Here is a 25,990-nt window from a genome sequence, read left to right on the forward strand (position 1 = left end):
TTTCAGACTTCACCGAACGAAGCCCAACCTTAGCGGGCGACATTGTCGGCAGTTTGCGCGGTTTTGGCAATTTGTCTTTGGTTAGTCCGTGCTGGTAGCGCTGTCAACGTTCCTTTGTTTGCGACAGTGAGTGTGTTAAGAGCAGCAAATGGGTCGAAACCGCACCAAGTCAGGCAAAATCCGGCTGGCGGAAGTCGCCGAGCTCGCCGGCGTAAGCCCGATCACAGCGTCCCGCTTCTTCCGCAATCCCGAGGCGCTGTCGGTGGCCAAACGGACCCGGGTCGAAAGCGCGGCCAGGGAGCTTGGCTATGTGCCGAACCTGGCGGCGCGCGCGTTGGCCTCGCAGCGCACCGAGGTGATCGGTGTCTTGATTCCGTCGCTGACCAATAACGTGTTCTCCGACGTGCTACGCGGCATCTACGACGCCTCCGAAAACAGCCGTTACTCGATCCAGTTGTCCAACACACGCTACAGTATTCTCCAGGAGGAGAAGCTGCTGCGGCTGTTTCTTGCGCAGAAGCCGGCCGGGCTGATCGTCACCGGCATCGACCAGACCACGGAATCGCGCGCAATGCTCGATGCCGCCGACTGCCCGATCGTGCAGATCATGGAGATCGGACCCAATCCGATCGACATGATGATCGGCTTTTCGCACTATGACGCAGCCCGTGCGGCGGTTGCGCATCTGTTCGCGCAAGGTCACCGCAAGATCGGTTTCGTCGGCGCACGGATGGATCCGCGGGTGCAGCGCCGGCTCGACGGATACGTCTCGGCCATGAAAGACGCCGGACTGTTCGACCAACGCCTCGTCGTCACCACGGCGACTCCGACCTCGGTAACGCTCGGAGGCGCCCTGTTCACCGATCTCCTGGCGCGGGAGCCCGGCATGGACGCGGTGTTCTGCGCCAATGACGACCTCGCGCTGGGTGTGCTGTTCGAATGCAGGCGCCGCGAGATCGCGATCCCCGAACAGATCGCGATCGTAGGCTTCAACGATCTCGAATTCATGGCCTCCGCCGTCCCGACTTTGACGAGCGTGCGCACCAACCGCTACGAGATGGGCAACACGGCCGCCAGCATGCTGATCGAGGCGATCGACGGACGGCGCCCGGAGCACCCGGTGCTCGATCTCGGCTTCAAGGTGATCGAGCGGCAAAGCTCGTCGGCCCGGCGTTCCGACAACCGGCCAGCCGTTTCAGGCGGGGGCGTCGCGAACAAAATGGTAGCGTTACCAAGTGGCCATGACTAGTATCGGATTTGTGAGGAAACGACCCGCCAGCGGGCAGGCAAATCGTCGCTCGCGCCGTTGGGCATCGCACAAGCCGATACCATAAAACGGACGCCAGTGCGTTTGCATTGCAGGAGAAACCAATGACAAAAAAACCAACCAATGGGCATGCCCCCGCCGGCAACGGTGCTCGCCGCCACCTCCGCTCGCAGGAATGGTTCAACAATCCGCATAATCCGGGCATGACCGCGCTCTATATGGAGCGCTATTTGAACTACGGTCTCACCCGCGCCGAGCTCCAGTCCGGCAAACCGATCATCGGCATCGCGCAGACCGGCAACGACCTCTCCCCCTGCAACCGCCACCATATCGAGCTTGCCCATCGCGTCCGCGAAGGCATCCGCGAGGCCGGCGGCATTGCGATGGAATTCCCGACCCATCCGATCCAGGAGACCGGCAAGCGCCCGACCGCGGCGCTCGACCGCAACCTCGCTTATCTCGGCCTCGTCGAAATCCTCTACGGCTATCCGCTCGACGGCGTGGTGCTGACCACGGGCTGCGACAAGACCACGCCGGCCTGCATGATGGCGGCGGCGACCGTCAACCTGCCCGCGATCGTGCTGTCGGGCGGGCCGATGCTGAACGGCTGGCACAATGGCGAGCGCACCGGCTCCGGCACCATCGTCTGGAAATCGCGCGAGCGCCTCGCCGCCGGCGAGATCGACTATGAAGAATTCATGGAGATCGTGGCGTCATCGGCGCCCTCGGTCGGCCATTGCAACACCATGGGCACCGCTTCGACCATGAACGGGCTCGCGGAAGCGCTCGGCTTCTCGCTGCCGGGCTGTGCGGCGATCCCCGCCCCCTATCGCGAGCGCGGCCAGATCGCCTACGAGACGGGAAAGCGCATCGTCGACATGGTCTGGGAAGACCTCAAGCCTTCGGACATCCTGACCCGCAAGGCGTTCGAGAACTGCATCGTGATCAATTCGGCGATCGGCGGCTCGACCAACGCACCGATCCACATTAACGCGCTGGCGCGCCACATCGGCGTCGAGCTCTCCATCGACGACTGGCAGAAGGTCGGCCACGACGTGCCGCTGCTGGTGAACATGCAGCCGGCCGGCTTCTATCTCGGCGAGGAATTCCACCGCGCCGGCGGCGTGCCGGCCGTGGTGCGCGAACTGATGAAGCACAAGCGCATCCACGAGGACGCGGTCACGGTCAACGGCCGCGGCATCGGCGAGAACTGCGCCAATGCGCCAAAACCCGACAACGACGTGATCTGGTCTTACGACAAGCCGCTGGTGAAGGACGCCGGCTTCCTGGTGCTGAAGGGCAATCTGTTCGATTCCGCGATCATGAAGACCAGCGTGATCTCCAAGGAATTCCGCGATCGCTACCTCAGCAACCCGACCGATCTCAATGCATTCGAGGGCCGCGCCATCGTGTTCGAGGGTCCCGAGGACTATCACGAGCGGATCGACGATCCCTCACTCGAGATCGACGAGCGCTGCGTGCTGTTCATTCGCGGCACCGGCCCGATCGGCTATCCCGGCGGCGCCGAGGTCGTGAACATGCAGCCCCCTGCGGCGCTGATCAAGCGCGGCATCATGTCCCTGCCCTGCATCGGCGACGGCCGCCAGTCGGGCACCTCGGGCTCCCCTTCGATCCTCAATGCTTCGCCGGAAGCCGCCGCCAATGGCGGGCTCGCGATCCTCAGAAACGGCGACAAGGTGCGCGTCGATCTGAACAAGGGCAGCGCCAACATTCTCATCTCGGACGACGAGGTGAAGAAGCGCCACGCCGAGCTCAAGGCCAATGGCGGCTTCAAGCATCCGCCGAACCAGACGCCGTGGCAGGAGCTTTATCGCAACACCGTCGGCCAGCAGTCGACCGGTGCCTGCATGGAGCTCGCTACGCGCTATCAGAACGTCGCCGGCACATTTGGCGTAGCGCGGGATAATCACTGAGTTAGGAACACGTAGCCCGGGTGAGCGGAGCGACACCCGGGACATCCGCTCCCGGATATCGCGCTCGCGCGCTCATCCGGGCTACGGCACTGAGAAAATCGAGGAGAATACAAATGGCAGACCGCCTCAAGGGAAAGCGCGCCGTCATCACGGCTGCAGCGGCAGGCATCGGGCGCGCATGCGCCATTGCATTCGCGCGTGAAGGCGCAACCGTCATCGCCACCGACATCAATGAGAGCGGCATCGCGAGGCTGGCTAAGGAAGGTATTGCCGAGACTGCGAAGCTCGACGTGCGCAGCACCGCCGACGTTAACGCCTTCGCCAAGCGCGTCGGCAAGGTCGACATCCTGCTCAACGCGGCGGGCTTCGTGCACCACGGCACCATCCTGGAGTGTTCGGAAGAGGATTTTGATTTCTCGTTCGACCTCAACGTCAAGTCGATGCACCGGACCATCAGGGCCTTCCTGCCGGACATGCTCGCGGGCGGCGGCGGCAGCATCGTCAACATCTCCTCCTGCGCGGCGCTGCGGCCGCCGGCCAACCGTTACGTCTACAGCGCCTCGAAGGCAGCGGTGTCGCTGCTGACGCGCGCGGTCGCGCTCGACTTCATCACCAAGGGCATCCGCTGCAACAGCATCTGCCCGGGCACCGTCGAGACGCCTTCGATGCTCGACCGTGCCGCAGCGCAAGGGCCGCAGGGCAAGGAGATGTTCGTCTCCCGCCAGAAGATGGGCCGGCTCGGCACCGCCGACGAGATCGCATCCATGGCGGTCTATCTCGGCAGCGACGAGAGCGCCTTCACCACCGGTGTCGACCTCGTGGTCGACGGCGGCTACATGCTCTGACGCCAGAGGCCCGGCATGAACAAGATCGATCTCAACGGCCGTGTCGCCATCGTCACCGGCGGCGCGCAGGGCTTTGGCCGCGCCATTGTTCAGCGCTTCGTCGCCTCCGGCGCCAAGGTCGCGATCTGGGATTTTGATGCAGCCCTGGCCGAGAAGACGGCAAAGGAAATCGGCGACAACACCCGCGTTTTTAAGGTCGACGTCACCGATACCGCGGCCGTCGAGCAGGCCCGCGACGCGACGCTGGCCGCCTTCGGCAAGATCGACATCCTCGTCAACAATGCCGGCATCGCCGGCGTCAACAAGCCGGTCTGGGAGACCGATCTCGAGGAATGGCGGAAAGTTCTGCGCATCAACCTCGACGGCCCTTTCATCGTCTGCAAGGCGATCGTGCCTTGGATGCTCAAGCAGAAGTACGGGCGCATCGTCAACATCGCCTCGATCGCCGGCAAGGAAGGCAATCCCAACGCCTCGCATTATTCGGCGTCCAAGGCCGGCCTGATCGCGCTGACCAAGTCGCTCGGCAAGGAATTGGCCGCACACGACATTCTCGTCAATGCGGTGACTCCCGCGGCTGCGAAGACGGCGATCTTCGACCAGATGACGCAGCAGCATATCGACTTCATGCTGTCGAAAATCCCGAAAGCGCGCTTTGTGCTGGTGGAAGAGCTAGCCGCGATGGTGAGCTGGCTCGCATCCGAGGACTGCGCGTTCTCGACCGGCGCCGTGTTCGACATCTCGGGTGGGCGGGCAACCTATTGAGGCAGCCATGATCCGAGAAGGCGGATGTCTGTGCGGCGCGGTGCGGTTCAAGGCGGAGGGCGAGCCGCTCAACGTCCGCATCTGCCATTGTCGCATCTGTCAGAAGGCGATGGGCTCGCCCTACTTCGCCCGCGCGCAATTCGACCGGCGCGCACTGACTGTCGAGGGCGACACCGAGCGCTATGCGTCGTCCGAGCACATCGACCGCGTGTTCTGCAGGCGCTGCGGCACGCGCCTGTTCGCCTGGCGCCGCAATGGCACGCTGGCGGGCGTCGCGCTGGCGACCTTCGACGATCGCAACGCGTTTGTGCCGACCGAGCACATCTGGGTCAGCGAAAAGATGGGCTGGGTGACGATCGAGGACGGCATGATCCGATATGACGGGACGATCCCGACGTAGCTCATCCGGCGCCAAGGCTCCGCGTCACGGCCGCTGGTCTCGCCGATCATTTGCGGCGTGGCATTTCGGGACCGCCCACCCTATGTTGGGGTGACGCGTTGCTGCACCACCGGTTGGCTGGGTCGGCTGCAAGACCGCAGGCAAACCGGGACGGACGAGCCGTGAACATTTCCTTGTATGACCTCTCGGTGTGGGTGCTGCCGCTGGTGCTCGCCATCACCTTCCACGAGGCTGCCCACGCCTTCGTCGCACATCGTCTCGGTGATGATACCGCATGGCAGCTCGGCCGTGTCAGCTTCAACCCGCTCCGCCACATCGACCCGTTCGGCACGCTGATATTGCCGGCGATGCTGCTGTTCGCGCATTCGCCATTCCTGTTCGGCTATGCCAAGCCTGTGCCGGTGAATTTCCGCAAGCTCAACGACCCCAGACTCGGCATGGTCTGGGTGGCGCTGGCCGGGCCCGCCACCAACATCCTGCTGGCGCTGTCCGCAGCTCTTGCCCTGCACGCCCTGCCCTGGGCCCCAGCGAACTCGGCGCAATGGATCTTTGACAATCTCAAGAACGCACTGCTGATCAACGCGGTGCTGGCGGTGTTCAACATGATGCCGATCCCGCCGCTCGACGGCGGGCGCGTCGCGGTAGGGCTGCTGCCCCGGCCGCTCGCCCTCCCGCTGGCGCGGCTCGAGCCGTTCGGGATGCTGATTCTGATCGGCTTGCTGATCCTGCTACCGCTGGCAGGCTCGCAGTTCGGTCTAAATCTTGATGTTATTTCAGCAATACTGCGAACGTTGACCGGTTATGTGATTCAGGCTGTTCTCATTCTGACCGGCAATACGTAGTTGAACAGCACACCCGAACACAAGCCGAAGGGCTCGAGGCCGACTTGGTCAAAGCTGCCGATATGCTGATCGCGCGACGCGCTGATACCCGCGCCCGCGCCGATTTTGCCACCTGGAAGATGATGGCCAAGCTCAACGGGTCGTCCGCGCTGCCTCCGGAGGCGCAGGAGTTCCTCCTGAGCTACAAGAACCTGCGGGCGCAGATGAACGAGGGTGAGGCTACCGAGGCCACCATCGGCGCCATCTACAAGGCCTACTATGCCGAGATGGGCGGCGCGGGAACTCCACCTGACGTCCGCCCCCGGGCGGCTGAACCGGCGGCGGACAATGTTACCGCTTTCCGCCGCCCCGAACCGAAGCCGAAGAAGGCCAGTTTCTTCCGGGCAGCGACCGCGGGCGCGACACAGAAGCGGCCGCTCCCGGTGGCCCTGATCTTCGCCTGCCTGGTCGTGGTCTATGTCGGGATCAGGCTCTACTGGCGCTGAGCCGTCTTCTTCTTTTTCCTTGCGTCCGGCGGCGTGAAGATGATGTCGACGGTGCGCTCGAACCGGTCGTCGGTCAGGCTGGCAGGCGGCTGCGGGATGGGATCGGATTTGCGGACAATCGAGATCGCGGCCGCATCGTAAGCTGCATCCCCGGACGACTCGACAACGTCGACTGAAAGCACGTTGCCACGTCGGTTGATCGCGAAGCTGACCTTGACCTTCTGATTGTTGGGCTCCTTGCCCTCCGGATTGACCTTGTGGGCCGTAAGGTGCGCGCTAATCTTGCGATTCCAGTCTGCCGTGAGCTTTAGAATGTCCTTGCCGATGCCCAGCACGGGCGCCAGCGCCTTCTCGGCCTCGCGCGCGTCCTCGTCGAGCGTCTGCCGCGCCGTCGCAACGGACTTCGGCGAGGCCTCCGCAGCGGGCGTTTCGACCGCCGCAATCTTCGGATCCTCGTCCTGCGGCTTCTTCGAGATGTTTTCCGTGACGACCCGATCGGGGTCGTCGACCTGTTGCGACTGATCCTTTGGAAGCTCGGTTTCCTTGGTCTCGGCCTTTTGCTCGGGAAGTGCCTGCTGCTCGTGCATCGCTTCACTATCCGGTCCCGGCGGAAGGTCGGTGTCAGGCGCCTTCGGCGAGGCCATCTCGACAGCGAACTCCGCGCCGGCCGCGCCGAGGCCGTCGTCGCCGTCATCGGCCCGCAGGTGCGCCAGCGCGAGCGCGGCACCACCCAGATGGAGCGCGAGCGCCGCCATCGCTGCCAAAATCCAAAGCGTCCGGGCTGGTCTGGACTCGTCCGACATAGCGGGCCTCTAAGGCTGAGCGGCGCCTGCCGCGGGCGCCCCCGGAGCGCCTTCCAGCGCAACCAGCTTCACCCGCGAATAGCCGCCTGAGCGCAACAGCTCCATGACGCCCATCAACTCGCCATACGGCACCGAGCGATCGGCGCGCAGGAACACGTACTTGTCCTTGCTCATGTCGGACAGCCCGTCGAGGGTGCCGATCAACTCGGCGCGGTGGACCGGGTTCTCTCCGATGGCAAGCGTCAAATCGGGCTTGATGCTGAGATAGGTCGGCTTGTCCGGCTTCTTCTGCGGTGTCGCGCTCGACGTCGGCAGATCGATCGGCAGGTCGACGGTCGACAGCGGCGCTGCCACCATGAAGATGATCAGCAGCACCAGGATGACGTCGATGAACGGCGTGACGTTGATTTCATGCGTTTCGCCGAAATCGTCATCGTCATCATTGTCTGCGAGCGAGACGCCCATGGGTCACTCCGCCGCGCGCGAATGCACGCTGCCGTGGCTGCGGTCGAGATCGCGCGAGAGTAACCGCCCCGCAGCGCCCGAGGCACGGCTGACGAGTTCGAGATAGCTCTTCGTCACGCGCGAGAAGTAGTTGTAGATGATGACCGCGGGAATGGCGGCGACCAGACCGATCGCGGTGGCGAGCAGCGCCTCGGCGATACCGGGCGCAACGACGGCGAGGTTCGTGGTCTGCGACTTCGAGATGCCGATGAAGCTGTTCATGATGCCCCACACCGTGCCGAACAGGCCGACGAAGGGCGAGGTCGAGCCGATGGTCGCGAGCACACCCATGCCGACGCGGATGCGCCGCGCCTCCGCGCGCATGATCTCGGAGAAGCTCGAAGCCGCCCGCTCCTTGATGCCGGTGTCACTGGACAGGCCGGCCGACATCCGCGCCTCCCGCAGCGCCGCCGCCAGGAAGGACGGCAGGATCCCCGCTTTGGAGCCGAGCGCCATCTGCGCTTCCGCGAGCGAGCGCGCCTCCGCGATCTTCTTCAGCGCCGAGCGAAGCTTGGTCGAGGCGATCGACAATTCGATCGACTTGGCGATCAACACCGTCCAGGTCACGAGCGACGCAAAGGCGAGCCCGATCATCACCGCCTTCACGATGATATCCGCCGACTGGAACATTACCCAGGGCGACAGTTCCTTCATGGCGGGCGCAATGCCGGCTGCCGTATCGGACTTTGCAGCCGCAGGCGCGGCAGCTTGGGGCGCCGCAGGCGGAGCAACAACCGGGGCCGGGCCGACCGCAGACGGCTGAGCCGCCGACTGGACCGGTGCCGCGGGCGCGGCCTGTGTCTGGGCAGAAACAGGGGATGCAAGCCAGGCGGCCGCCAGCACCAGAGCTGCGGCAAGGGTTGCTTGGAAGGACATGATCTTCATACTTCGGCCCAGTAGCGAATGAGGTTGTGATAGATACCCGTCAATTTGACCGTTTCGGGATCGTCACGCCCGAGCCGTTCCACCAGCGCCTGTATCGCGGTGTCGAGGTCAAAGATCATGCTCCGGGCTTGATCGTCCCGTATCATGCTCTGAAGCCAGAAGAAAGACGCAACCCGCGTTCCCCTGGTGACCGGGGTCACGAGATGGAGGCTGGTCGAGGGATAGAGCACGCAGTCCCCGGCTTGCAACTTGACTTCGTGCGAACCGTAGCTGTCCTCGATCACAAGTTCGCCACCGTCGTACTCCTCCGGCTCGGCCAGGAACAGCGTGACCGAGAGGTCTGTGCGGATGCGAAGGCCGGTCAGGCGGTCTCCGCGGATCGCATTGTCGACGTGCAGGCCGAAATGGTGGCCGCTGCTGGCCGCATAGCGGTTGAACAGCGGCGGGAATATCTGGAGGGGGATCGCGGCCGCGATAAAGCGCGGGTTCGACGTCAGCGCCGAAATGATGCGGTTGCCGAGCTTGCGCGCGACCTCGCTGTCCGGCGCCAATTGCTCGTTGCGCTTGACCATCGCCGACTGCGAGCCGGCGGTGGAGCGCCCGTCCTCCCATTCGCTGACGTCCATGATGCGGCGGAAATCCGCCACATCATCCTTGCTCAGAACGCCAGGAAGGCACGTCAGCATGATCAGAACTTCGCTGTCGTCACGAGGTAGAATGCCCGCCCTGGCGCGACCGCCACGAAGGGCACGGCACTGCGATAGAACGAGTCGTAATAGAGCTTGTTCGTCAGGTTCTGGGCGTAGAACTTCATGGTCCAGTTCTGGTCGATCTTCTTCTCGAGGAATGCGTCGAAACGCCAGTAGCTCGGCAACTCGTTGGTGTTGGCCGCGAACGTGCCGCCATAGACCTTCGAGCGGTACACCGCCTGGCCGCCGAGTTCCCAGCCGCCGTCGAACTTGTACTTGGTCAGCATGCTGAACGACTGGTGGGCAATGTTGGCGAGCTGCAGACCGATGTTGGAGGCAACGCCGCTCTGCGTGACCTTCGACTGCATCAGCACCAGACCGCCAAAAATGCTCCAGCGGTCGGTGAGCTTGCCCTCGGCCTCGATGTCGATGCCTTGGATCCTGTAGGCAGCGCCCGAGGTCAGCAGATTGTTGACGGTCTCGCGCGCGTTGTCCTTGGTCGTCTGGAACAGCGCACCGGTTACCAACAGGTGACGGTCGGCGAGCTCCCATTTGGTGCCGAGTTCGATCGCCTTGTTACGCTCGGGTCCGAGCAAAACGGCCGTGTTGGGCGGAACACCACCGTAATCGGTCGCGGTCGCATCAAGTTCCGACCCGAACGGATTGGCCGAGGTCGCATAGGCTGCATACAGGCTGCCGATCGACATCGGCTTGTAGACCGCGCCGACGTTGTAATTCACGAGATCGGCATTCTGCTTCAAATAGGCCGCGTTGGTCGACGAACTCTGGCTGTAGCCGTCGTAGCGCACGCCGCCGTTCACAATGATGGTGTCCTGCCAGTTCGCGGTGTCCATGACGTAGACGCTGCTGGTGTTGACACCGTAGCGCGTCGGATTTCCAACCAGCGACGGCGTGTTGCTGAAGGGAATGTAGGTGTACTGCGGCGAGTAGAGATTGACCCCCGTGACCGCTCCGTTGCTGGTCGAGCCGCCGCCGAACAGTTCGGACGAGAGGCCGGTGTAACGGTCGATCGAGATGTTTTCGTTGGCATATTCGACGCCGAACACTGCGGTGTGCTTGACCCCGCCGGTGTTGAGCTTGAATGTGGCCTCGTTCTGGTTGGCCCATACATCCACATTCTGGTAGCGGCTCTGCGCACTGGCCGTCGTGGTCCAGAGCAGCGGATTGGGGCTGGTCGTGATCGGGTTCTGCGGCAGCGTGCCGATATAATTCAGCAGCGAGTGCTCGCCGCGCACCTTGCTGGTCAGCGTGATGGCATCGTTGACCTTGTACTCGATCGCGCCGGTGCCGAAATCCTGCCGCGCCGTCTGGAAGTCGCGGTTGAGAAAGCCGTACCAGTTTCCGCGCGGAATGCCCGCCGACGTCACGGGGACATTGCCCTGCCTGTAGAAGGGCACGCCGAAATCCGGGTAGCCGCTGAGATCGGTGTGGACATAGTTCGTCGTGATCTTGATGTCGTTGGTCGGGGTGTACTTGGTCGAGATGAAAGAACCCCAGCGATCGTCGGTGATATAGTTGCGGCCGGCGACATTGGCGTCCTGGAACAGCCCGCCCACGCGCACGGAGAAGGTCGGATCGACGACCTGGTTGACGTCGAGCGTGACGCGCTTGGTTCTGTCGGTGCCGAACTCGGTATCCATCCGCTTGAAATTAACGTCGCCCGCCTGCTTGGTGACGATGTTGATGGCACCGCCAGCGGTGCCGCGGCCGGCGTAGGACGAGGCGGGGCCCCGCAGGATCTCGATCTGCTCGGTGAAGAAGTTTTCGCGGATTGAGACCGCGGGATCGCGGATACCGTCGATGAAGACGTCGTTGCGCGCATCGAAGCCGCGGATGAAGAAGCGGTCGCCAAACGCGTTGCCGCCCTCGCCCGACCCCAGCGTCACGCCAGCGGTGGAGCGCCCGATCTCCTTCAGCGTCGTGGCGTTCTTGTCCTCGAGAACTTCCTTGCTGAGCACGGTGATGGTCTTCGGCGTGTTCAGCATCGGCTCGGGAAACTTGCCGGAGGCCTGGACGTGGTCGACCTTGTATGGCGCCGCCGGATCCGAATACGGATTGCGGTCAACCTCGCCGGACGGCGTGGTGGGAGCGGTCTGCTGCGCCGCCTGCTGCCGCTGCGCGGCGCGGCGAAGCGCATTGCGTGCGCGGACCTGATCCGCCGTCGGCTTCGAAGCCACCGGGCGCGGACGCGCGACCGGCGCATCGACCGTCACCGGCGGCAGGTTCGACTGCTGCGCCTCCGCGCCGCTCGACACCGATGCTGCTGCGATCAGGCCCGCGACAGCGGAGACCTTCTTGCCGGAAACGCTCGTGAACTTTTCATCGAATGCTGCGACCGAACGCAACGACTTCGGTGCGACCACCTGCCCCATTACCAAACACGCCCCATATTCCAGTTCGCCCATTCACTTCGATGAGCGATTGGAGTGTTGGTATCGGCCGCAAAATTGCGGGTCAATGCGAGTAAGCCGCGAGAACGCTTGAATAAGTCCAGATCAAAGCGATTCTAAACTGCCGTTTGAAATCGTTCTAAATCGAGATTGGAGTCGTTCTAAAGAGCGCGTGAAAATGCTGCTAAATCGGCGGTCGCGGGCGCATCGTCAATCGCTGCTTGGCGGCTTCATCAACGAGAACAATTCATCGACGGTCTTCCGCGCCACCGCGCGCACGCGGTCGCTGTTGTCCATGCCTGCGATGTTGACGCCGTTGACGACGGCTCTGATCTCGTCGCGGAACTCGGTGAGAAAGCGCAAGGGATCACGCTGCTCGTTGGCGACGCGTGCGATCAGTCCCGTGATCAGGATCTGACACGCGATCAGCTTGCCGTTCAGTTCGTCCATGCTGCGCTCCCGTTGTGGCGCGTCGATATGACCGATGCCGGTTTCCCTGACAACCGAAACGAGCTCCGCACGATTAGAACCGTTCCTGCCAGCCGTCGCCTTGCGGCCTAGGCGCGGCGCCGCTCAGTCCAGAGCACACCGCTTTCGAGCATTGCACAAACTTTGCACGCTGATCGTTCCTGAGGGGGGAATGCAGCACGGCACACCGTAGTGACACGGAGCTGCCTAACCCGTGCAAAGCTTTCCAATTGTTTAGGATTCTCAACCGATAGTGCTGTTTACACTGGAACTTGGCGTGTATTATACAAGCCTCCTGGAACCCTATGATTGCCTCATAATTCGTAGCTTAGGGCATAAGAGCCGACACGAGACGATATGAAAAAGTCCCGGCCGATCCTCTGGATTCTGATCATCGCGGCCGTGGCCTCCGCAGGTTACTATGGTTGGCAGAAATTCGGCTCGCCCGACGCCGGAAAAACCCAGACCGCACAAAAGGGGCCGCAGCGCCCGTCCGCCGTCCCCGTGAGCGTTTCGCCAGTTCAGAAGGTGGACTTTCCGGTTTACCTGACCGGTCTGGGCACGGTTGCGGGCTTCAACACCGTCCAAGTCCGGACCAGGGTGGATGGCCAGATCGACAAGATCGCCTTCACCGAAGGCCAGATCGTCAAGGAGGGCCAGCTTCTCGCCTCGATCGATCCCCGTCCCTATCAAGCCACGCTCGACCAGGCCAAGGCCAAGAAGGCCCAGGACGAGGCAAATCTGGCCAACGCCAATCTCGAGCTCCAGCGCGCCATGAAGCTCGGCGAATTCGCCACCGCCCAGCGGGTCGACACCCAGCGCTCCACGGTCGCCCAGCTCACGGCGCAGATCGCCGCCGATGATGCTGCGATCTCCAACGCGCAGACCCAGCTCGACTACACCCAGGTCAAGGCGCCGATCACCGGCGTCGCGGGCCTGCGCCAGGTCGACATCGGCAACATCGTCAACGCCTCGACGCAGACCGGCATCGTCACGATCTCGCAGGTCGAGCCGATCTCGGTGATCTTCACCGCGCCAGAGGATCAGCTGCCCTATATCAGCGAGGGCCAGAAGGCCGGCGCGCTCAGGGTGATCGCCTTCACGACCGACGGCAAGAAGACGCTGGCCGAGGGCAAGCTTGCCGTCATCAACAACCAGGTCGACACCAGCAGCGGCACGATCCGGCTCAAGGCGGTGTTCGAGAACAAGGACCACGCGCTTTGGCCCGGTCAATCGGTGTCGACACGCCTGCTGGTGCGCACCCTCAAGGATGCGACCGTTGTCCCGGATGACGCGGTCCAGCACTCCACCAACGGCCTCTACGCCTATTCTGTCAATCAGGACAACAAGGCCCAGGTGCACAAGATCAAGGTCAGCTACAGCATCGACGGACGTTCGGTCGTCGACGAAGGGCTGACGCCCGGGCAGCAAGTGATCACCGGCGGCCAATTCAAGGTCCAGCCCGGAAGCCTCGTCTCCACGGCCGTGGCGAGTACGGATCCGGCCCAGAACAAGGTCCGACAGGAATGAACGCGGGCGGGATTTCGGCACCTTTCATCCGTTATCCCATCGGCACCTCGCTGCTGATGGCCGGCATTCTCTTCGTTGGTCTCGTCGCCTATCCCCTGCTGCCGGTCGCGCCACTGCCGCAGGTAGACTTCCCGACCATCCAGATCACAGCCAATCTGCCGGGCGGCAGCCCAGAGACCATGGCTTCGTCGGTGGCCCAGCCGCTCGAACGGCAATTCGCCCAGATCCCGGGCATCGCCCAAATGACCTCGACGAGCTATCTGGGCACCGCGTCGATCACCATCCAGTTCGACCTCAACCGCAGCATCGACGGCGCCGCCAACGACGTGCAGGGCGCCATCAACGCCGCGAGCGGTCAGCTGCCGAAGAACCTGCCGTCGCCGCCGACCTACCGCAAGGTCAACCCGGCCGACGCGCCGATCCTGCTGCTGTCGGCAACCTCAGACACATTGCCGCTGACCAGCGTCAGCGACGCGGTCGACGCCCAGCTCGCCCAGCAGATCAGCCAGCTCTCCGGGGTCGCGCAGGTCTTCATCGGCGGCCAGCAGAAACCGTCCATCCGCATCCAGATCGACCCGGCGAAACTCGTCGCCAAGGGCCTGTCGATGGAGGACGTGCGCAGCCAGATCGCGATCACCACGGTCGACAGCCCCAAGGGCAACATCGACGGCCCGAAGCGCGCCTACACGATCTACGCCAACGACCAGCTCACCCAGGCCAAGGACTGGAACGACGTCATCATCGCTTATCGCAATGGTGGTCCCTTGCGAATCCGCGATGTTGGCCAGGCGGTCAGCGGCGCCGAAGACGCCAAGCAGGCGGCCTGGGCCAATGGCAAGCGCGGCGTGTTCCTGGTGATCTTCAAGCAGCCGGGCGCCAACGTCATCGAAACCGTCGACCGGATCAAGGCCACCCTGCCTCGCCTCGTCGCCGCGATCCCGCCCGCGATCAAGATCGAGCTCATCAGCGACCGCACCACGACGATCCGCGCCGCGGTTGAGGACGTCCAGTTCACGCTGCTGCTGACCATTGCCCTGGTGGTCATGGTCATCTTCATTTTCCTGCGCAGTTTCTGGGCGACCGTCATTCCCACCATCACGGTGCCGCTGGCGCTGCTGGGCGCGTGCGCCTTGATGTGGGTCGTTGGCTATTCGCTAGACAATCTGTCGCTGATGGCCCTCACCATCGCGGTTGGATTCGTCGTCGACGACGCCATCGTGATGCTCGAGAACATCACGCGCTACATCGAGGAAGGCGAATCGCCCATGGCGGCCGCCTTCAAGGGCTCCAAGGAAATCGGCTTCACCATCGTGTCGATCAGCATCTCGCTGGTCGCGGTGCTGATTCCGCTGCTGCTGATGGGCGGCATCATCGGACGCCTGTTCCGTGAATTCGCAGTCGTGCTGGCGATGACGATCTTCGTCTCGATGTTCGTATCGCTGACCCTGACCCCGATGATGGCCTCGCGCTTCCTGCGCGCCCATGGCGAGGTTACCCACGGCAAGTTCTATCAATGGAGCGAGCGCGGATTCGACCGGATGTTGCGCGGTTACGAATGGGTGCTCGACCATGCCCTGGCCTGGCGCCGCACGACGCTCACGATCTTCTTCGCGACCCTTGCCCTGTCGGTCTATCTGTTCGTCCTGATCCCGAAAGGGTTCTTCCCGCAACAGGACGTCGGCCTGATCACCGCGACCTCGGAAGCCTCCCAGGACATCTCGTTCGCGGAGATGCAGCGTCGCCAGGTCGAACTTGGCAAGATCGTGATGGACGATCCCGACGTCGCAACGATCGCAATGAACATCGGCGGCAGCGGCCGCGCCGGCAATAACGGCAACATGTTCATTACGTTGAAGCCGCTCAGCGTCCGCAATGCCTCCGCGCAGCAGATCATCGCCCGGCTGCGTCCCAAGCTCGAAAAGGTGTCCGGCGCCCGCCTCTACATGCAGGCGGCCCAGGACGTCCGGCTCGGCGGCCGGCCGACCCGTACGCAGTTCGAGTTCACCCTGCAGGACGCAGATCTCGCCGAGCTCAACGACTGGGCGCCGAAGATCCTCGCCAAGATGCAGACCTTGCCGCAACTGCGCGACGTCGCGACCGACCAGCAGACCCAGGGCACCACGGTTCAGCTCAAGATCAACCGCGATACTGCAGCGCGTTACGGAATTCAGCCGCAGCTGATCGACGATACGTTGTACGACGCGTTCGGACAGCGTCAGGTCACGCAGTATTTCACCCAGCTCAACACCTACAAGGTGATCCTTGAGATCCTGCCGGAGATGCAGGGCAGCCTCGAGAGCCTGAACAAGCTCTACCTGAAATCTCCGCTGACCGGCGACCAGGTGCCACTGTCAACGTTTGCGACCTGGAGCACCGACCCGGTTCGGCCGCTCTCAATCAGCCACCAGGGCCAGTTCCCGGCGATCACGATCAGCTTCAACCTCGCCCAGGGCGTCGCGCTCGGCCAGGCCACGGAGGCCGTGCAGAAGGCGATGGCCGATCTCGGCGCGCCGCCGACGCTCAATTCGAGCTTCCAGGGCACGGCACAGGCGTTCCAGCAGTCGCTCGGCACCGTGCCGCTCCTCATCCTCGCCGCGCTGGTCGTGGTCTATCTGATCCTCGGCATCCTCTACGAGAGCTACATCCATCCGATCACGATTCTGTCGACCCTGCCCTCGGCCGGCGTCGGCGCGCTCGCGATCCTGATGGCGGCGGGCTTCGAGTTCAGCCTCATTGCTTTGATCGGAGTCATTCTGCTGATCGGCATCGTGAAGAAGAACGGCATCATGATGGTGGACTTCGCCATCGCCGCGGAGCGCGACGAGCACAAGACGCCGGCGGAATCGATCCGGCAGGCAGCGCTGTTGCGCTTCCGTCCGATCATGATGACGACGATGGCTGCCCTGCTCGGCGGCGTGCCCCTGATGCTCGGCCACGGCACCGGCGCCGAGATTCGCCAGCCGCTCGGCTACGCCATGGTCGGCGGTCTGATCGTCAGCCAGGCGCTGACGCTGTTCACCACCCCGGTCGTCTATCTCTATCTCGACGAGCTCAACAACTGGTTCTCGGGCTGGGGCCGCAAGGGTGACGGCGAAGGCGACGAGACGGTCGAGCACGGCACCGTTAAGGAAGCTGCCGAGTAGCAGCTTGCACCGCGCGCCTCACGACGTTACAGCGAGGCCCTCGGTTCACGTCAACGCGGTCTTGCCATGCCCTTGCAATCCAGACTTGTCGCCTTAGCAGCCGCTCTCCTGGTGTCGGCGGGTGCCGCGCATGCCCAGCAAGGCGCCAAGAAGAACGCAGCTCCGTCTGCCCCGGCGGCACAGCCCGCACCGGCTCCGACGCAGCCGCAGGCTGACGGCGCTGCGGCGCAGCAGCCCGGCTGGGTCGTGCGCTGCACCAGCGTCAGCCGCGACGCACCGCTCGAATGCGCGATGGAGCAGAACGCGGTGCTGACCAAGACCGGCCAGACCATCGTTCTGATCAACATCCGCATCGCGCCCGACACCCGCACACCGGTGGCGCTGCTGCAATTGCCGCTTGGCCTCAACCTTCCCATCGGCGCCAAGCTCCAGGTTGACGAGGGCAAGACGGTCGATCTCCAGATCCAGACCTGCGAGAACCGCGGCTGCTACGCCTCCACGCCAATCGCACCGGACCTGCTTGCGACCTTGCGGTCGGGCAAGCAGCTCAAGGTCTCCTTCCAGAACATGGCGAAGGAAACGATCGCGATCCCGATGCCGCTCGGCGATTTCGCGGCGGCCTACGACAAGATCAAGTAGCGACGCCTCCCCGTCACTGTTGCATATCCATTTTGCAGCCTAACGCCGCCGATACCGGGCGCCTCCAGGCGGAAAATCGGTCAGTCCACGCCCAGATAAGCCTTCTGCACCTGCGGATCCTCCGCGAGCGCCGCCGCCGTGCCCGACAGCACGCTCTTGCCGACCTGGAGCACCGTGGCGAAATCCGAGACCTCCAGTGCGAGCTCGATCGACTGCTCGGCGAGCAGAATGGTCAGGCCCTCGCGATGCAGGCGGCCGAAGGTCTCGTACATGGACTCGACCACCGCCGGCGCGAGACCGAGCGAAGGTTCATCCAGCATCAACAGCTTCGGGTCGCTCATCAGCGCGCGCCCGACCGCGAGCATCTGCCGTTCGCCACCGGACATGGTGCCGGCACGCTGGTTGCGGCGCTCCTTCAGGCGCGGAAAGATCTCGTAGACACGTTCGAGCAGCGTGGCCTGGCGTGACTTGTCGCGCAGCGGCGTTGCGCCAAGCATCAAATTGTTCTCGACGCTCTGCTGCACGAACAGCCGCCAGCCTTCTGGCGACAGCGCCAGCCCCTTGCGCACGATCGCAAAGGCTCTTTCGCCGGCGATATCCTCGCCGCGAAAGCGGATCGATCCGGAATGCACGGGAATAAGGCCGGCGATCGCGTTCAGCGTCGTAGTCTTGCCGCCGCCATTGGAGCCGAGTAGCGCCACGACGCTGCCTTCAGGAACCTCCAGCGAGACGTCGGACACGCCGATGAGATCGCCGTAGCGCACCTCGAGGTGCTCGATCCGCAGCAACGGCCCGCTCATAGGTCGGGCCCGCCCATCAGTTCGACCGGCGTGTGGCCGGCCGCTGCCTTGGCTGCACGCTTGCCGAGATAGGCCTCGATCACCGCCGGGTTGGATGTGACCTCGCGCGGCGATCCGCGGGCGATCTCCTTGCCCTGGTGGAACACCATCACGCGGCTGGCGAGTGACATGATCACTTCCATGATGTGCTCGACGATCACGAGGGTGATGCCGGAACGATGGATGTCGCGCACGAGGTCGATGGCGAGCCTCACCTCATGGGCGTTGAGGCCGGCCATGGCTTCGTCGAGCAGAAGCACCTTCGGTTCGGTTGCCAGCGCCCGCGCGATCTCCAGCCGCTTGCGACCGGGGGTGCCGAGCGAGCGCGCCGGCGCATCCGCAAGCCTGATCATGCCGACGCGCTCGAGCACCGCGCGCGCCCTGGTCTCGGCGTCCTTGCGATGCGAGGTGCGCAGGAATGCGCCGATCATGACGTTCTCCAGCACCGTCATGCCCTCAAATGTCTGCGGCACCTGGAAGGTTCGAGCGAGCCCAAGCCCGGCGCGCAGCTCCGGCGCGAAGTCGGTGATGTCACGGCCCTCGAACAGGACGCAGCCCGAAGTGGTCTTGAGATCGCCAGTCAGGCAATTGAAGAAGGTGGACTTGCCCGCGCCATTCGGGCCGATCAGGCCGAGGATGTCGCCTTGCTCCAAGGTCACGGAGGCATCGTCCACCGCCTTGAAGCTTCCGAACGCCTTCGTAATTTCGCGTGCCTCAAGGAGCATGGCCAGCTCCCGTGTCCTTCGTCGGCTTGCTGCGCCGAGTGAACAGGCTGAGCAGACCGCCGGGCTGGAAGCGCGCGATCACCACGATGATCGCGCCATAGAGCACGAAGGTGAGCCCGGCGCCCTTGCCGCCGAGCCAGCTGTTCGAGATCTCCTCCAGCGGCACCAGGATCGCGGCACCGACCAGGGGCCCGAACAACAGCCCTGCCCCGCCCAGCGCCGCCATGATCAGGATTTTCACCGAAATCAGGATCCCGAACCCGGACTCGGGGTCGACGAAGCCGAACATCATGGCATAGAGCGCGCCGGCGACGCTCGTCAGCGCCGCACTCAGCATGTAGGCGTGGAGCTTGGTGCGACTGGCGGGTGCGCCGAGCGAGCGCGCCGCGCGCTCGGAGTCCTTGATCGCGCGCAGGTAAAATCCCATGCGGCTGTTGGTCATCCACCAGGTGATCAACAGCGTGATCACGAGGATTGCGAGGAAGAGATAGTAATACGGCAGCGACGACAGGAACGAGAGATCGAAGATGTTGCGCGGCACGGTCGGCCCTGAGAGCCCGACGGCCGCACCGAGCCAGTCGGTGTTGGTCACGATCAGCCGCATCGTCTCGGCGACCGCGATGGTCGCCATACTGAAATAATGGCCCGACAGACGCAGCGTCGGCACGCCGATGATCGCGGCCAAGCCCACGGCGAGCACGATCCCGCCGGGAATGCCGAACAGGGGCGACAGGCCGAACTTTGCGTAGGATCCCATCGCGGCATAAGCACCGCAGCCGAAAAAGACGACGTGGCCGACCGAGACCTGGCCGGCATAGCCGCCGACGATATTCCACGCGGACGCTGCAATCGCATAAAGCAGCACCAGCGCGCCCAGACGCTGCTGGAACGGCGAGGACAGCAGCAGCGGATAGCAGATCGCGAACGCTGCGACGACCGAGAGCCAGATCAAGCGCCGCATCACAGCCTTCCCATCAGGTCTTGCCCATCAGGCCTTGCGGCCGGAACCAGAGGAAGAGCAGGAAAAGGACATAGACGACGATGTCCTTGTAGATCGCGCCGATCAGATAGCCCGACAGCGATTCGATCATGCCGATCAGCAGGCCTGCGACAAGGGCGCCCGGCACACTGCCAAAACCGCCGAGCGACACCGTGACGAAGGCGACGATGCCAAGCGTCTCGCCGACGGTCGGCACGATGTAGAAGAAGTTCGCAATCAGCGCGCCGGCAAGCCCGGTGGCACCGGCCGCAATCGCCCAGGCGATCGCCTGCATGGTATCGGGACGGATGCCCATGAGCTGGGCCGCTGTTTGATCCTCCGCCACCGCCAGCATTTTCGAGCCGAGCGAGGTCCGCGTGAGCAGCAGATGCAGCCCGAGCGTGACCAGCAGCGCGACCACGCCGGCAAGCAGCCGCGAGGCCTCGATGCGCAGGCCCGCGAACGCATAAGTGCCGCCCACGATGTCCGGAGGCATCGACAGGAAGTTGGCCCCGAACCACCAGAACACGGAATAACGCAGCAATAGCGCAAGCCCGAAAGTGCCGAGGATCTGCGCCAGCATCGGTCCCTTCATGATATCGCGGATCAGGGCGAAATAGACCACGACGCCGACGGTCGCGAGCACCAGGGTTGCCAGCGGCGCGCCGAGGATCGGCCCTCCTCCCAACAGCGTGTAGACGACATAGGCGACGTACATGCCGAGCATGACGAAATCGCCATGCGCGAAATTGACGATGTTCATCATGCCCCACACCAGCGTGAGGCCTGAGGAAAACAGGGCATAGACAGCGCCAAGCAGAAGTCCGCCGACGATCACCTGCACGAGTACAAAGGACATGAGCCAGCGTTGCTCTGATCAAATCATTTCGGAAATGGCGGGGCGCGCAGCCCCGCCTTCAATCTCACCAGCCCTTGTAGGGCAGCACCGGCGCCTTCGCGGCGTTGGCCTTCGGCCATACCGCGGTGTAGTTCTCGCCATCCTGGAGCTGGATGATGAGCCCGGAGGCGAGGATATTCTGGCCCTTGTCGTCAAACTTCACGCCCTTGTAACCCATCATCAATTGCTCGGGCTTCAGATCGGTCGTCTTCAACGCGGCCTGGATCTTTGCCGGGTCGGTCGAGCCGGCGCGGTCGATCGCGTCGGCCAGCACGAAGAAGCCCTGCATCTGACGGCCGACGGTGTCGTCCATCTCCTCGCCGCTCTTCTTCTTGTACATGTCGGCGATGATGGCCGATGGTGAGCCGGCCGGCCCCACCGACCATGACGAACGGTTGAAGACGCCTTGCGATATCTTGCCGACCGCCTTGATGAAGGAGGGATCGGAATAGCCGGCGTCATCGGCCAAAAGAACCGCCGGCTTGTAGTCAAGCGACTGCATGGTCTTGGCGAACAGGATCGCATCCGACGTGTAGCTGATCATGATGATCACGTCGGGCTTCTTCTCCTTGAGCTGGAGCACCTGGCCCTGAACGTCAGTCGCATTGACGGGATAGGCGACGTCAACTGCGATGACTTGGCCCTTCTCCTTGAAGGCGGCGCTGATCGTGTTGGCGACCGAGGTGCCGTATTCGGTGTTGTCGTGAACCAGCGCGATTGCATCGGTCTTGGCGCCCTGCGCCTTGATGTCGGCGAGGAAATCGACATAGGCCTTGGCGAAGTCGGTGGCGATCGGCGTGGTGCGGAAGAACCATTTGAAGCCGCGCTCGGTGAGATTGGCGGCGACCGACTCGGAGTTCAGAAAGGGAATGCCGTATTTTTCGGCGATGGCGCTCGAGGTCAGCGTGACGCCGGACTGATACGAGCCGAACACGGCGGCTACCTTGTCTTCCGTGATCAGGCGCAGCGCCTGGTTCTGGCCTGTCGCCGGGTTGCCCTGGTTGTCGGCGAACACGATCTCGATCTTGGCGCCGCCGAGGCCCGCAAGGCCTGCGTTCTTGGCCAGCGGCAGAGTGCCGAGCTCGGGATGAGCGTTGTTGATGATGTCCATTGCGACCTCGAGCGCCGCCTTGGCGTGCGCCCCGATCGAGGCGGTGCCGCCGGACATCGGCAGGATCGCGCCGATCTTGACGACCTTGTCCTGGGCCTGCGCGGCTGAAGCGAGCGCAAGGGACATCGCGGCCGCGCAAAGCAGCCCGGTGACGTGCTTCAATCTCATGAAATCAAACCTCCCAAGGGTTTCCCCAACCAGTTTTTTTGGAAGCTCGGCTAAGCGCCCGCTTCCGGTTGTTTATGCCTGGCGATGAGAGGATGGCATGCTGGCCCCGTACCGGCAAGTAAAACGGCTTGCCACGACGCTGCATGGACAAGCACCGACGTGTGGGCCGGGTCAGCGCCCTTACCCCATCACGTCGCTCGCCCGCAGCAGCGTCGTGAAGCCGCCGTAGATCATGCGCTTGCCGTCGAACGGCATACCATCCAACTTCAGCCGCGGGTCCGCCATCACCTTCTTGTTGACGGTGTCGCGAGTCTCCCGGTCGCGATAGACGATCCAGGCGAACACCACGATCTCGTCCTCCTTCGCCATCACCGCGCGCGGAAACGAAGTCAGCTCGCCGTAGGGCACGTCGTCGCCGATGCATTCGACATAATCGAGCGCACCGTGCTCCATCCAGATCGCGCAGGCCGTTTTCGCCAGCGCCTTGTAAGCCTCGATGTTGTCCTTCGGCACGGCCAGCACGAAACCATCGACATAGGGCATCACGGATCTCCTTGGGTTGTGTGTCCGAAGGACGATGCGGTGCGTGACGATCCGACCAGGAAACGTGATTTTCGGATGAGGCAAACGGTCGCGCACCGCCGCGGCGCTCCGCCGGAGCCCATGATGCCGCGGCCCGCACGTCCCATGTGGACCGCAAAACATCCCTGCGTCGCAGCGCTTGCCAGCCCACAGCCGAGCGGGTAGAAACCCTCCACGCTTGAGCCGTGATTTGCGCGATAAGTGCCATCGGCCACAGCCGGACAAATCAACAAGTCATTGAATTTGTTCGGCTATTCCGTTGGGGAATGGTGTAACGGTAGCACAACAGACTCTGACTCTGTTTGTCTAGGTTCGAATCCTAGTTCCCCAGCCACCGCAGGTTAAGCAGCTCACAAACAGACCGTCAGAGATTGCGCTCTCTTTGAGCGGTGCCGCTAAATCACGACGCGATCGAAGTCGGCGGCGATCCGCGTGTTTGGAAAAATCGCTGTCGCTTCGGCCAGAATCTCTTCGTCTCGATAACGCCCCGACATGTGATTCAGCACGAGTTGCCTGACGTTGTTCGCGGCGGCAAATGAAGCCGCCTCGCGCGCGGTGAGATGACCATAGTCCCGGGCGGTCGCGGCGTCGCGATCGAGGAAGGTCGCCTCGATCACCAGCAGATCGGCGTCGGCGACATGCCTGGACAGCCCGTCAGTGGTTTCGGTGTCGCCGATGACCACAATCTTCCTGCCGCCGCTCGGCGGCCCCATGACGTCTTCGGGATAGATCGTGCGGCCGGCGATCACGACTGGTCGTGCCGCGGCCAGTTCTCCGCGCAGCGGCCCATCGGGAACACCGAGCTCGGCGAGGCGCTCCCGCTCAAGATGGCGGCGTGCCGGACTCTGGAAGCAAAAACCAAAGCTGTCGGTGTCGCGGTGACGAACCGGAAAGCAATCGATGGTGAAGTCGCCGGCGTCGATAACCTGTCCTTCGGTCAGCGGTGCGAACTCCACCGGGATCGGCGCCCTGCCCGCGCCCCACAGGCCGGCAAGCATGCGGATGACGATGTCGAGCGTGCCCTGGCCTCCATAGACGGTCATCGCGTCCGATTGCTGACGCAACCCCAGCGTCGAGAAGAGACCGGGGATACCGAGCACGTGATCGAGATGGGCATGCGTCAGCAGAATGCGGTCAAGCCGTCGAAAGCCCGCGCCGCTGCGCAGCAACTGGCGCTGCGTGCCCTCGCCGCAATCGATGAGGACGCGCTTGCCCGTGGCCTCCACCAGGAGAGCCGGATGGTTGCGCTCCGCCGACGGAACGCTGGCGGAGGTCCCAAGGAATGTCAGGGCGAACATGGTCGTCAGTATCCAGGCTTCGCCGCCCCCAATGCCACGTGAGCAGCAGCCCGTACAGAGCCCTCGATCGCGCATAGACCGCGGCAAGCAGTGGGTATCCCGCGATCTGATGGCCAGGCACCGCCTCCGGCCCCCGACCGGCGGACAGATCTGGTTCCCGTTGCGTGGCCTCCTCATACCATCCGCCAAATTGCATGCTCGATACTCGGATCGATTTGCAGCCGAGCGACATCGACGCGGCGATGCAAGACAATGGAGATCGTGATGCCGCCCGGATTGACCGCCACTGACTGGGACTACGGCTCGATCAGCACATTGCTGAGCGCCCTGCACGCGCGCAAGCTTTCTGCGTCCGAGTTGATCGAGCATACGATCGCGCGCATCGAGGCGCTGGACGGGCAGATCAATGCCGTCATCGTTCGCGATTTCGATCGCGCACGAGACGCCGCGCGCGCCGCCGATACCGCACTTGGTCGCGGCGAGCGGCAGCCATTGCTCGGCATCCCCTTGACGTTGAAAGAACCGTTCAACGTCGCCGGCCTGCCGACGACGTGGGGCTTTCCGCATTTCAAAGATTTCCAACCCGCGGAGGACGCCCTTGTCGTCTCGCGGTTGAAGGCGGCGGGTGCTGTCATCATCGGCAAGACCAATATCCCGATCGGCCTCAGAGATTTCCAGAGCTACAATGACATCTACGGTACGACGAACAATCCGTGGGATCTCGGCCGATCGCCCGGCGGCTCTTCAGGCGGATCAGGAGCGGCGCTGGCTGCGGGATTCGGACCGCTGTCGATCGGCTCGGATATTGGCGGCTCGATCCGGGTGCCCGCGCATTTCTGCGGTGTGTTCGGACACAAGCCGAGCCTCGGCCTCGTCCCGCTACGCGGATACAGCCTTCCGCCGGCACCGCCCGTTGCCGGCCAGGGTGATCTCGCCGTCGTTGGACCAATGACGCGCACTGCCTCGGATCTCGCACTCGCGCTCGACGTGATCGCCGGCCCCGACGAGACGCGCGACGGGATCGGCTATCGTCTTGCGTTGCCGGCCTCACGACACGACCAGCTCAGGGGTTTCAGGATTCTCGTGATCGATACGCATCCGTTGATGCCGACAGGCGATGCCGTGCGTTCCGCCATCGGGCGGTTGTCGGAACGGCTCGAACGATCAGGCGCACGCGTCGCGCGCTCGAGTGCGTCTCTGCCCGATCTCGCCGAATCCGCCCGCCTTTACATGAAGCTGTTGAACGCAGCGCGAAGTCCACGCCTGACACCGGCCGCCCTCGCAGAGGCGCAAGGAGTTGCCGCAGAACTCTCGCCCGACGACCGCAGCCTGCAGGCCGAGCGCGCGCGCGGCTGGGCGATGGTCCATCGCGAATGGCTGGCGACCGACGCGGCGCGCCTGCGGCTGCAACAACGATGGCAGGAGCTGTTCCGCGAGTTCGACGCAGTAATCTACCCGGCCGCCGCCGTACCGGCCTTTCCCCAGGACCAGTCCGAGCCGTTCGACGCGCGGCAACTCGATATCGATGGACAGCTCTATCCCTATGCCGATGCGTGCTTCATCTGGGCAGACCCCGCTTCGACCTGCGGACTGCCTGCAACGGCCGTTCCGATCGAGCGCACGCCATCGGGCCTGCCGATCGGCGTCCAGATCATCGGGCCTTATCTCGAGGACCGCACACCGATTGCGCTCGCCGGACTGATCGAACGCGCGTTCGGCGGCTTCGTCCCGCCGCCGTCGCTGTCTGCCACGCAATCGGTGAGATGATAGAGGCGAAGACGAC

At 63.6% G+C, this 25,990-nt stretch carries 24 protein-coding genes and 1 tRNA gene; 12 read left to right on the forward strand and 13 right to left on the reverse strand.

The genetic code is table 11. The annotated features are described in order from the left end of the window. The first annotated feature begins 148 nt into the window (after window positions 1–148). The 7 genes from gntR to AC0L3B_RS10855 all read left to right on the forward strand — a co-directional run bounded on the left by gntR (window position 149) and on the right by AC0L3B_RS10855 (window position 6,535). The gene (gntR, locus tag AC0L3B_RS10825) at window positions 149–1,249 is read left to right on the forward strand and encodes an HTH-type transcriptional regulator GntR (RefSeq protein ID WP_247297558.1); all 1,101 of its coding nucleotides are present in this window, start codon (window positions 149–151) and stop codon (window positions 1,247–1,249) included. Window positions 1,250–1,371: 122 nt separating this feature from the next. Continuing rightward, window positions 1,372–3,201 (forward strand): IlvD/Edd family dehydratase, encoded by a 1,830-nt coding sequence (locus AC0L3B_RS10830; protein WP_085352800.1) that lies wholly within the window; start codon window positions 1,372–1,374, stop codon window positions 3,199–3,201. A gap of 113 nt (window positions 3,202–3,314) precedes the next feature. After that, a complete protein-coding gene (locus AC0L3B_RS10835) occupies window positions 3,315–4,046 on the forward strand; it encodes an SDR family oxidoreductase (protein ID WP_446480200.1) in 732 nt (243 codons plus the stop codon). A 15-nt stretch (window positions 4,047–4,061) separates the two neighbouring features. Beyond that, a complete protein-coding gene (locus AC0L3B_RS10840; RefSeq protein ID WP_473380380.1) occupies window positions 4,062–4,808 on the forward strand; it encodes an SDR family NAD(P)-dependent oxidoreductase in 747 nt (248 codons plus the stop codon). 7 nt (window positions 4,809–4,815) lie between these two features. Further along, window positions 4,816–5,208 (forward strand): GFA family protein, encoded by a 393-nt coding sequence (locus AC0L3B_RS10845; protein ID WP_473380381.1) that lies wholly within the window; start codon window positions 4,816–4,818, stop codon window positions 5,206–5,208. Between the two features lie 161 nt (window positions 5,209–5,369). Further along, on the forward strand, window positions 5,370–6,050 hold the full coding sequence (locus AC0L3B_RS10850) for a site-2 protease family protein (protein WP_026233763.1): 681 nt from the start codon (window positions 5,370–5,372) through the stop codon (window positions 6,048–6,050). A 62-nt stretch (window positions 6,051–6,112) separates the two neighbouring features. Next, window positions 6,113–6,535: a hypothetical protein gene (locus AC0L3B_RS10855; protein WP_085352797.1), complete on the forward strand. Its 423-nt coding sequence runs from the start codon at window positions 6,113–6,115 to the stop codon at window positions 6,533–6,535. On the opposite strand, the gene AC0L3B_RS10860 is transcribed toward AC0L3B_RS10855, so the two are convergent. The 6 genes from AC0L3B_RS10860 to AC0L3B_RS10885 all read right to left on the reverse strand — a co-directional run bounded on the left by AC0L3B_RS10860 (window position 6,523) and on the right by AC0L3B_RS10885 (window position 12,277). Next, window positions 6,523–7,338, reverse strand: coding sequence for an energy transducer TonB (locus AC0L3B_RS10860; protein WP_473380382.1), 816 nt, complete (start codon window positions 7,336–7,338; stop codon window positions 6,523–6,525). The genes AC0L3B_RS10855 and AC0L3B_RS10860 overlap by 13 nt on opposite strands. 9 nt (window positions 7,339–7,347) lie before the next feature. Continuing rightward, window positions 7,348–7,803, reverse strand: a complete 456-nt coding sequence (gene exbD, locus AC0L3B_RS10865) for a TonB system transport protein ExbD (protein WP_018459254.1) — start codon at window positions 7,801–7,803, stop codon at window positions 7,348–7,350. 3 nt (window positions 7,804–7,806) lie between these two features. Beyond that, window positions 7,807–8,727, reverse strand: coding sequence for a tonB-system energizer ExbB (gene exbB / locus AC0L3B_RS10870; protein ID WP_377790284.1), 921 nt, complete (start codon window positions 8,725–8,727; stop codon window positions 7,807–7,809). Beyond that, window positions 8,724–9,413, reverse strand: a complete 690-nt coding sequence (locus AC0L3B_RS10875; RefSeq protein WP_085352794.1) for a Fe2+-dependent dioxygenase — start codon at window positions 9,411–9,413, stop codon at window positions 8,724–8,726. Before AC0L3B_RS10875 ends, exbB begins: the two co-directional genes overlap by 4 nt. 2 nt (window positions 9,414–9,415) lie before the next feature. Then, window positions 9,416–11,809, reverse strand: coding sequence for a TonB-dependent receptor (locus AC0L3B_RS10880; RefSeq protein WP_473380383.1), 2,394 nt, complete (start codon window positions 11,807–11,809; stop codon window positions 9,416–9,418). A gap of 228 nt (window positions 11,810–12,037) precedes the next feature. Beyond that, window positions 12,038–12,277: a hypothetical protein gene (locus AC0L3B_RS10885; protein WP_085352792.1), complete on the reverse strand. Its 240-nt coding sequence runs from the start codon at window positions 12,275–12,277 to the stop codon at window positions 12,038–12,040. Window positions 12,278–12,652: 375 nt separating this feature from the next. Between AC0L3B_RS10885 and AC0L3B_RS10890 the strand changes: the two genes are divergently transcribed. The 3 genes from AC0L3B_RS10890 (at window position 12,653) to AC0L3B_RS10900 (ending at window position 17,607) form a co-directional block, all read left to right on the forward strand. Continuing rightward, window positions 12,653–13,825, forward strand: coding sequence for an efflux RND transporter periplasmic adaptor subunit (locus AC0L3B_RS10890; RefSeq protein WP_247398210.1), 1,173 nt, complete (start codon window positions 12,653–12,655; stop codon window positions 13,823–13,825). After that, complete coding sequence (locus AC0L3B_RS10895; RefSeq protein WP_247369210.1) at window positions 13,822–16,968, forward strand: efflux RND transporter permease subunit; 3,147 nt, start codon at window positions 13,822–13,824, stop codon at window positions 16,966–16,968. Before AC0L3B_RS10890 ends, AC0L3B_RS10895 begins: the two co-directional genes overlap by 4 nt. 66 nt (window positions 16,969–17,034) lie before the next feature. After that, a complete protein-coding gene (locus AC0L3B_RS10900) occupies window positions 17,035–17,607 on the forward strand; it encodes an invasion associated locus B family protein (protein WP_247297572.1) in 573 nt (190 codons plus the stop codon). Between the two features lie 80 nt (window positions 17,608–17,687). Here AC0L3B_RS10900 and AC0L3B_RS10905 read toward each other — a convergent pair whose 3' ends face one another. The 6 genes from AC0L3B_RS10905 to AC0L3B_RS10930 form a co-directional block, all read right to left on the reverse strand. After that, the gene (locus AC0L3B_RS10905) at window positions 17,688–18,407 is read right to left on the reverse strand and encodes an ABC transporter ATP-binding protein (RefSeq protein ID WP_085352790.1); all 720 of its coding nucleotides are present in this window, start codon (window positions 18,405–18,407) and stop codon (window positions 17,688–17,690) included. Continuing rightward, window positions 18,404–19,171, reverse strand: coding sequence for an ABC transporter ATP-binding protein (locus AC0L3B_RS10910; protein WP_018459263.1), 768 nt, complete (start codon window positions 19,169–19,171; stop codon window positions 18,404–18,406). The genes AC0L3B_RS10905 and AC0L3B_RS10910 overlap by 4 nt, the downstream gene beginning before the upstream one ends. Continuing rightward, a complete protein-coding gene (locus tag AC0L3B_RS10915) occupies window positions 19,161–20,132 on the reverse strand; it encodes a branched-chain amino acid ABC transporter permease (protein WP_085352789.1) in 972 nt (323 codons plus the stop codon). Before AC0L3B_RS10915 ends, AC0L3B_RS10910 begins: the two co-directional genes overlap by 11 nt. Window positions 20,133–20,145: 13 nt before the next feature. Further along, entirely contained in the window at window positions 20,146–21,009 is an 864-nt protein-coding gene (locus AC0L3B_RS10920; protein WP_018459265.1) for a branched-chain amino acid ABC transporter permease, read from the reverse strand. 64 nt (window positions 21,010–21,073) lie between these two features. Continuing rightward, window positions 21,074–22,327, reverse strand: a complete 1,254-nt coding sequence (locus tag AC0L3B_RS10925; RefSeq protein ID WP_085352788.1) for an ABC transporter substrate-binding protein — start codon at window positions 22,325–22,327, stop codon at window positions 21,074–21,076. A gap of 180 nt (window positions 22,328–22,507) precedes the next feature. Then, complete coding sequence (locus AC0L3B_RS10930) at window positions 22,508–22,870, reverse strand: DUF1428 domain-containing protein (protein WP_085385621.1); 363 nt, start codon at window positions 22,868–22,870, stop codon at window positions 22,508–22,510. Window positions 22,871–23,169: 299 nt separating this feature from the next. On the opposite strand from AC0L3B_RS10930, the gene AC0L3B_RS10935 reads away from it, so the two are divergent. Continuing rightward, a tRNA-Gln gene (locus tag AC0L3B_RS10935) sits at window positions 23,170–23,243 on the forward strand. 61 nt (window positions 23,244–23,304) lie between these two features. Here AC0L3B_RS10935 and rnz read toward each other — a convergent pair. Next, window positions 23,305–24,207: a ribonuclease Z gene (gene rnz / locus AC0L3B_RS10940; RefSeq protein ID WP_085352786.1), complete on the reverse strand. Its 903-nt coding sequence runs from the start codon at window positions 24,205–24,207 to the stop codon at window positions 23,305–23,307. 264 nt (window positions 24,208–24,471) lie between these two features. Here rnz and AC0L3B_RS10945 point away from each other — a divergent pair, with 264 nt between their 5' ends. Beyond that, window positions 24,472–25,974 carry an amidase gene (locus AC0L3B_RS10945; RefSeq protein WP_094183362.1) on the forward strand — a complete coding sequence of 501 codons (1,503 nt, stop codon included), beginning with the start codon at window positions 24,472–24,474 and terminating at the stop codon, window positions 25,972–25,974. Window positions 25,975–25,990: the final 16 nt, after the last annotated feature.

The organism is Bradyrhizobium sp. Kon56, assembly GCF_055807635.1.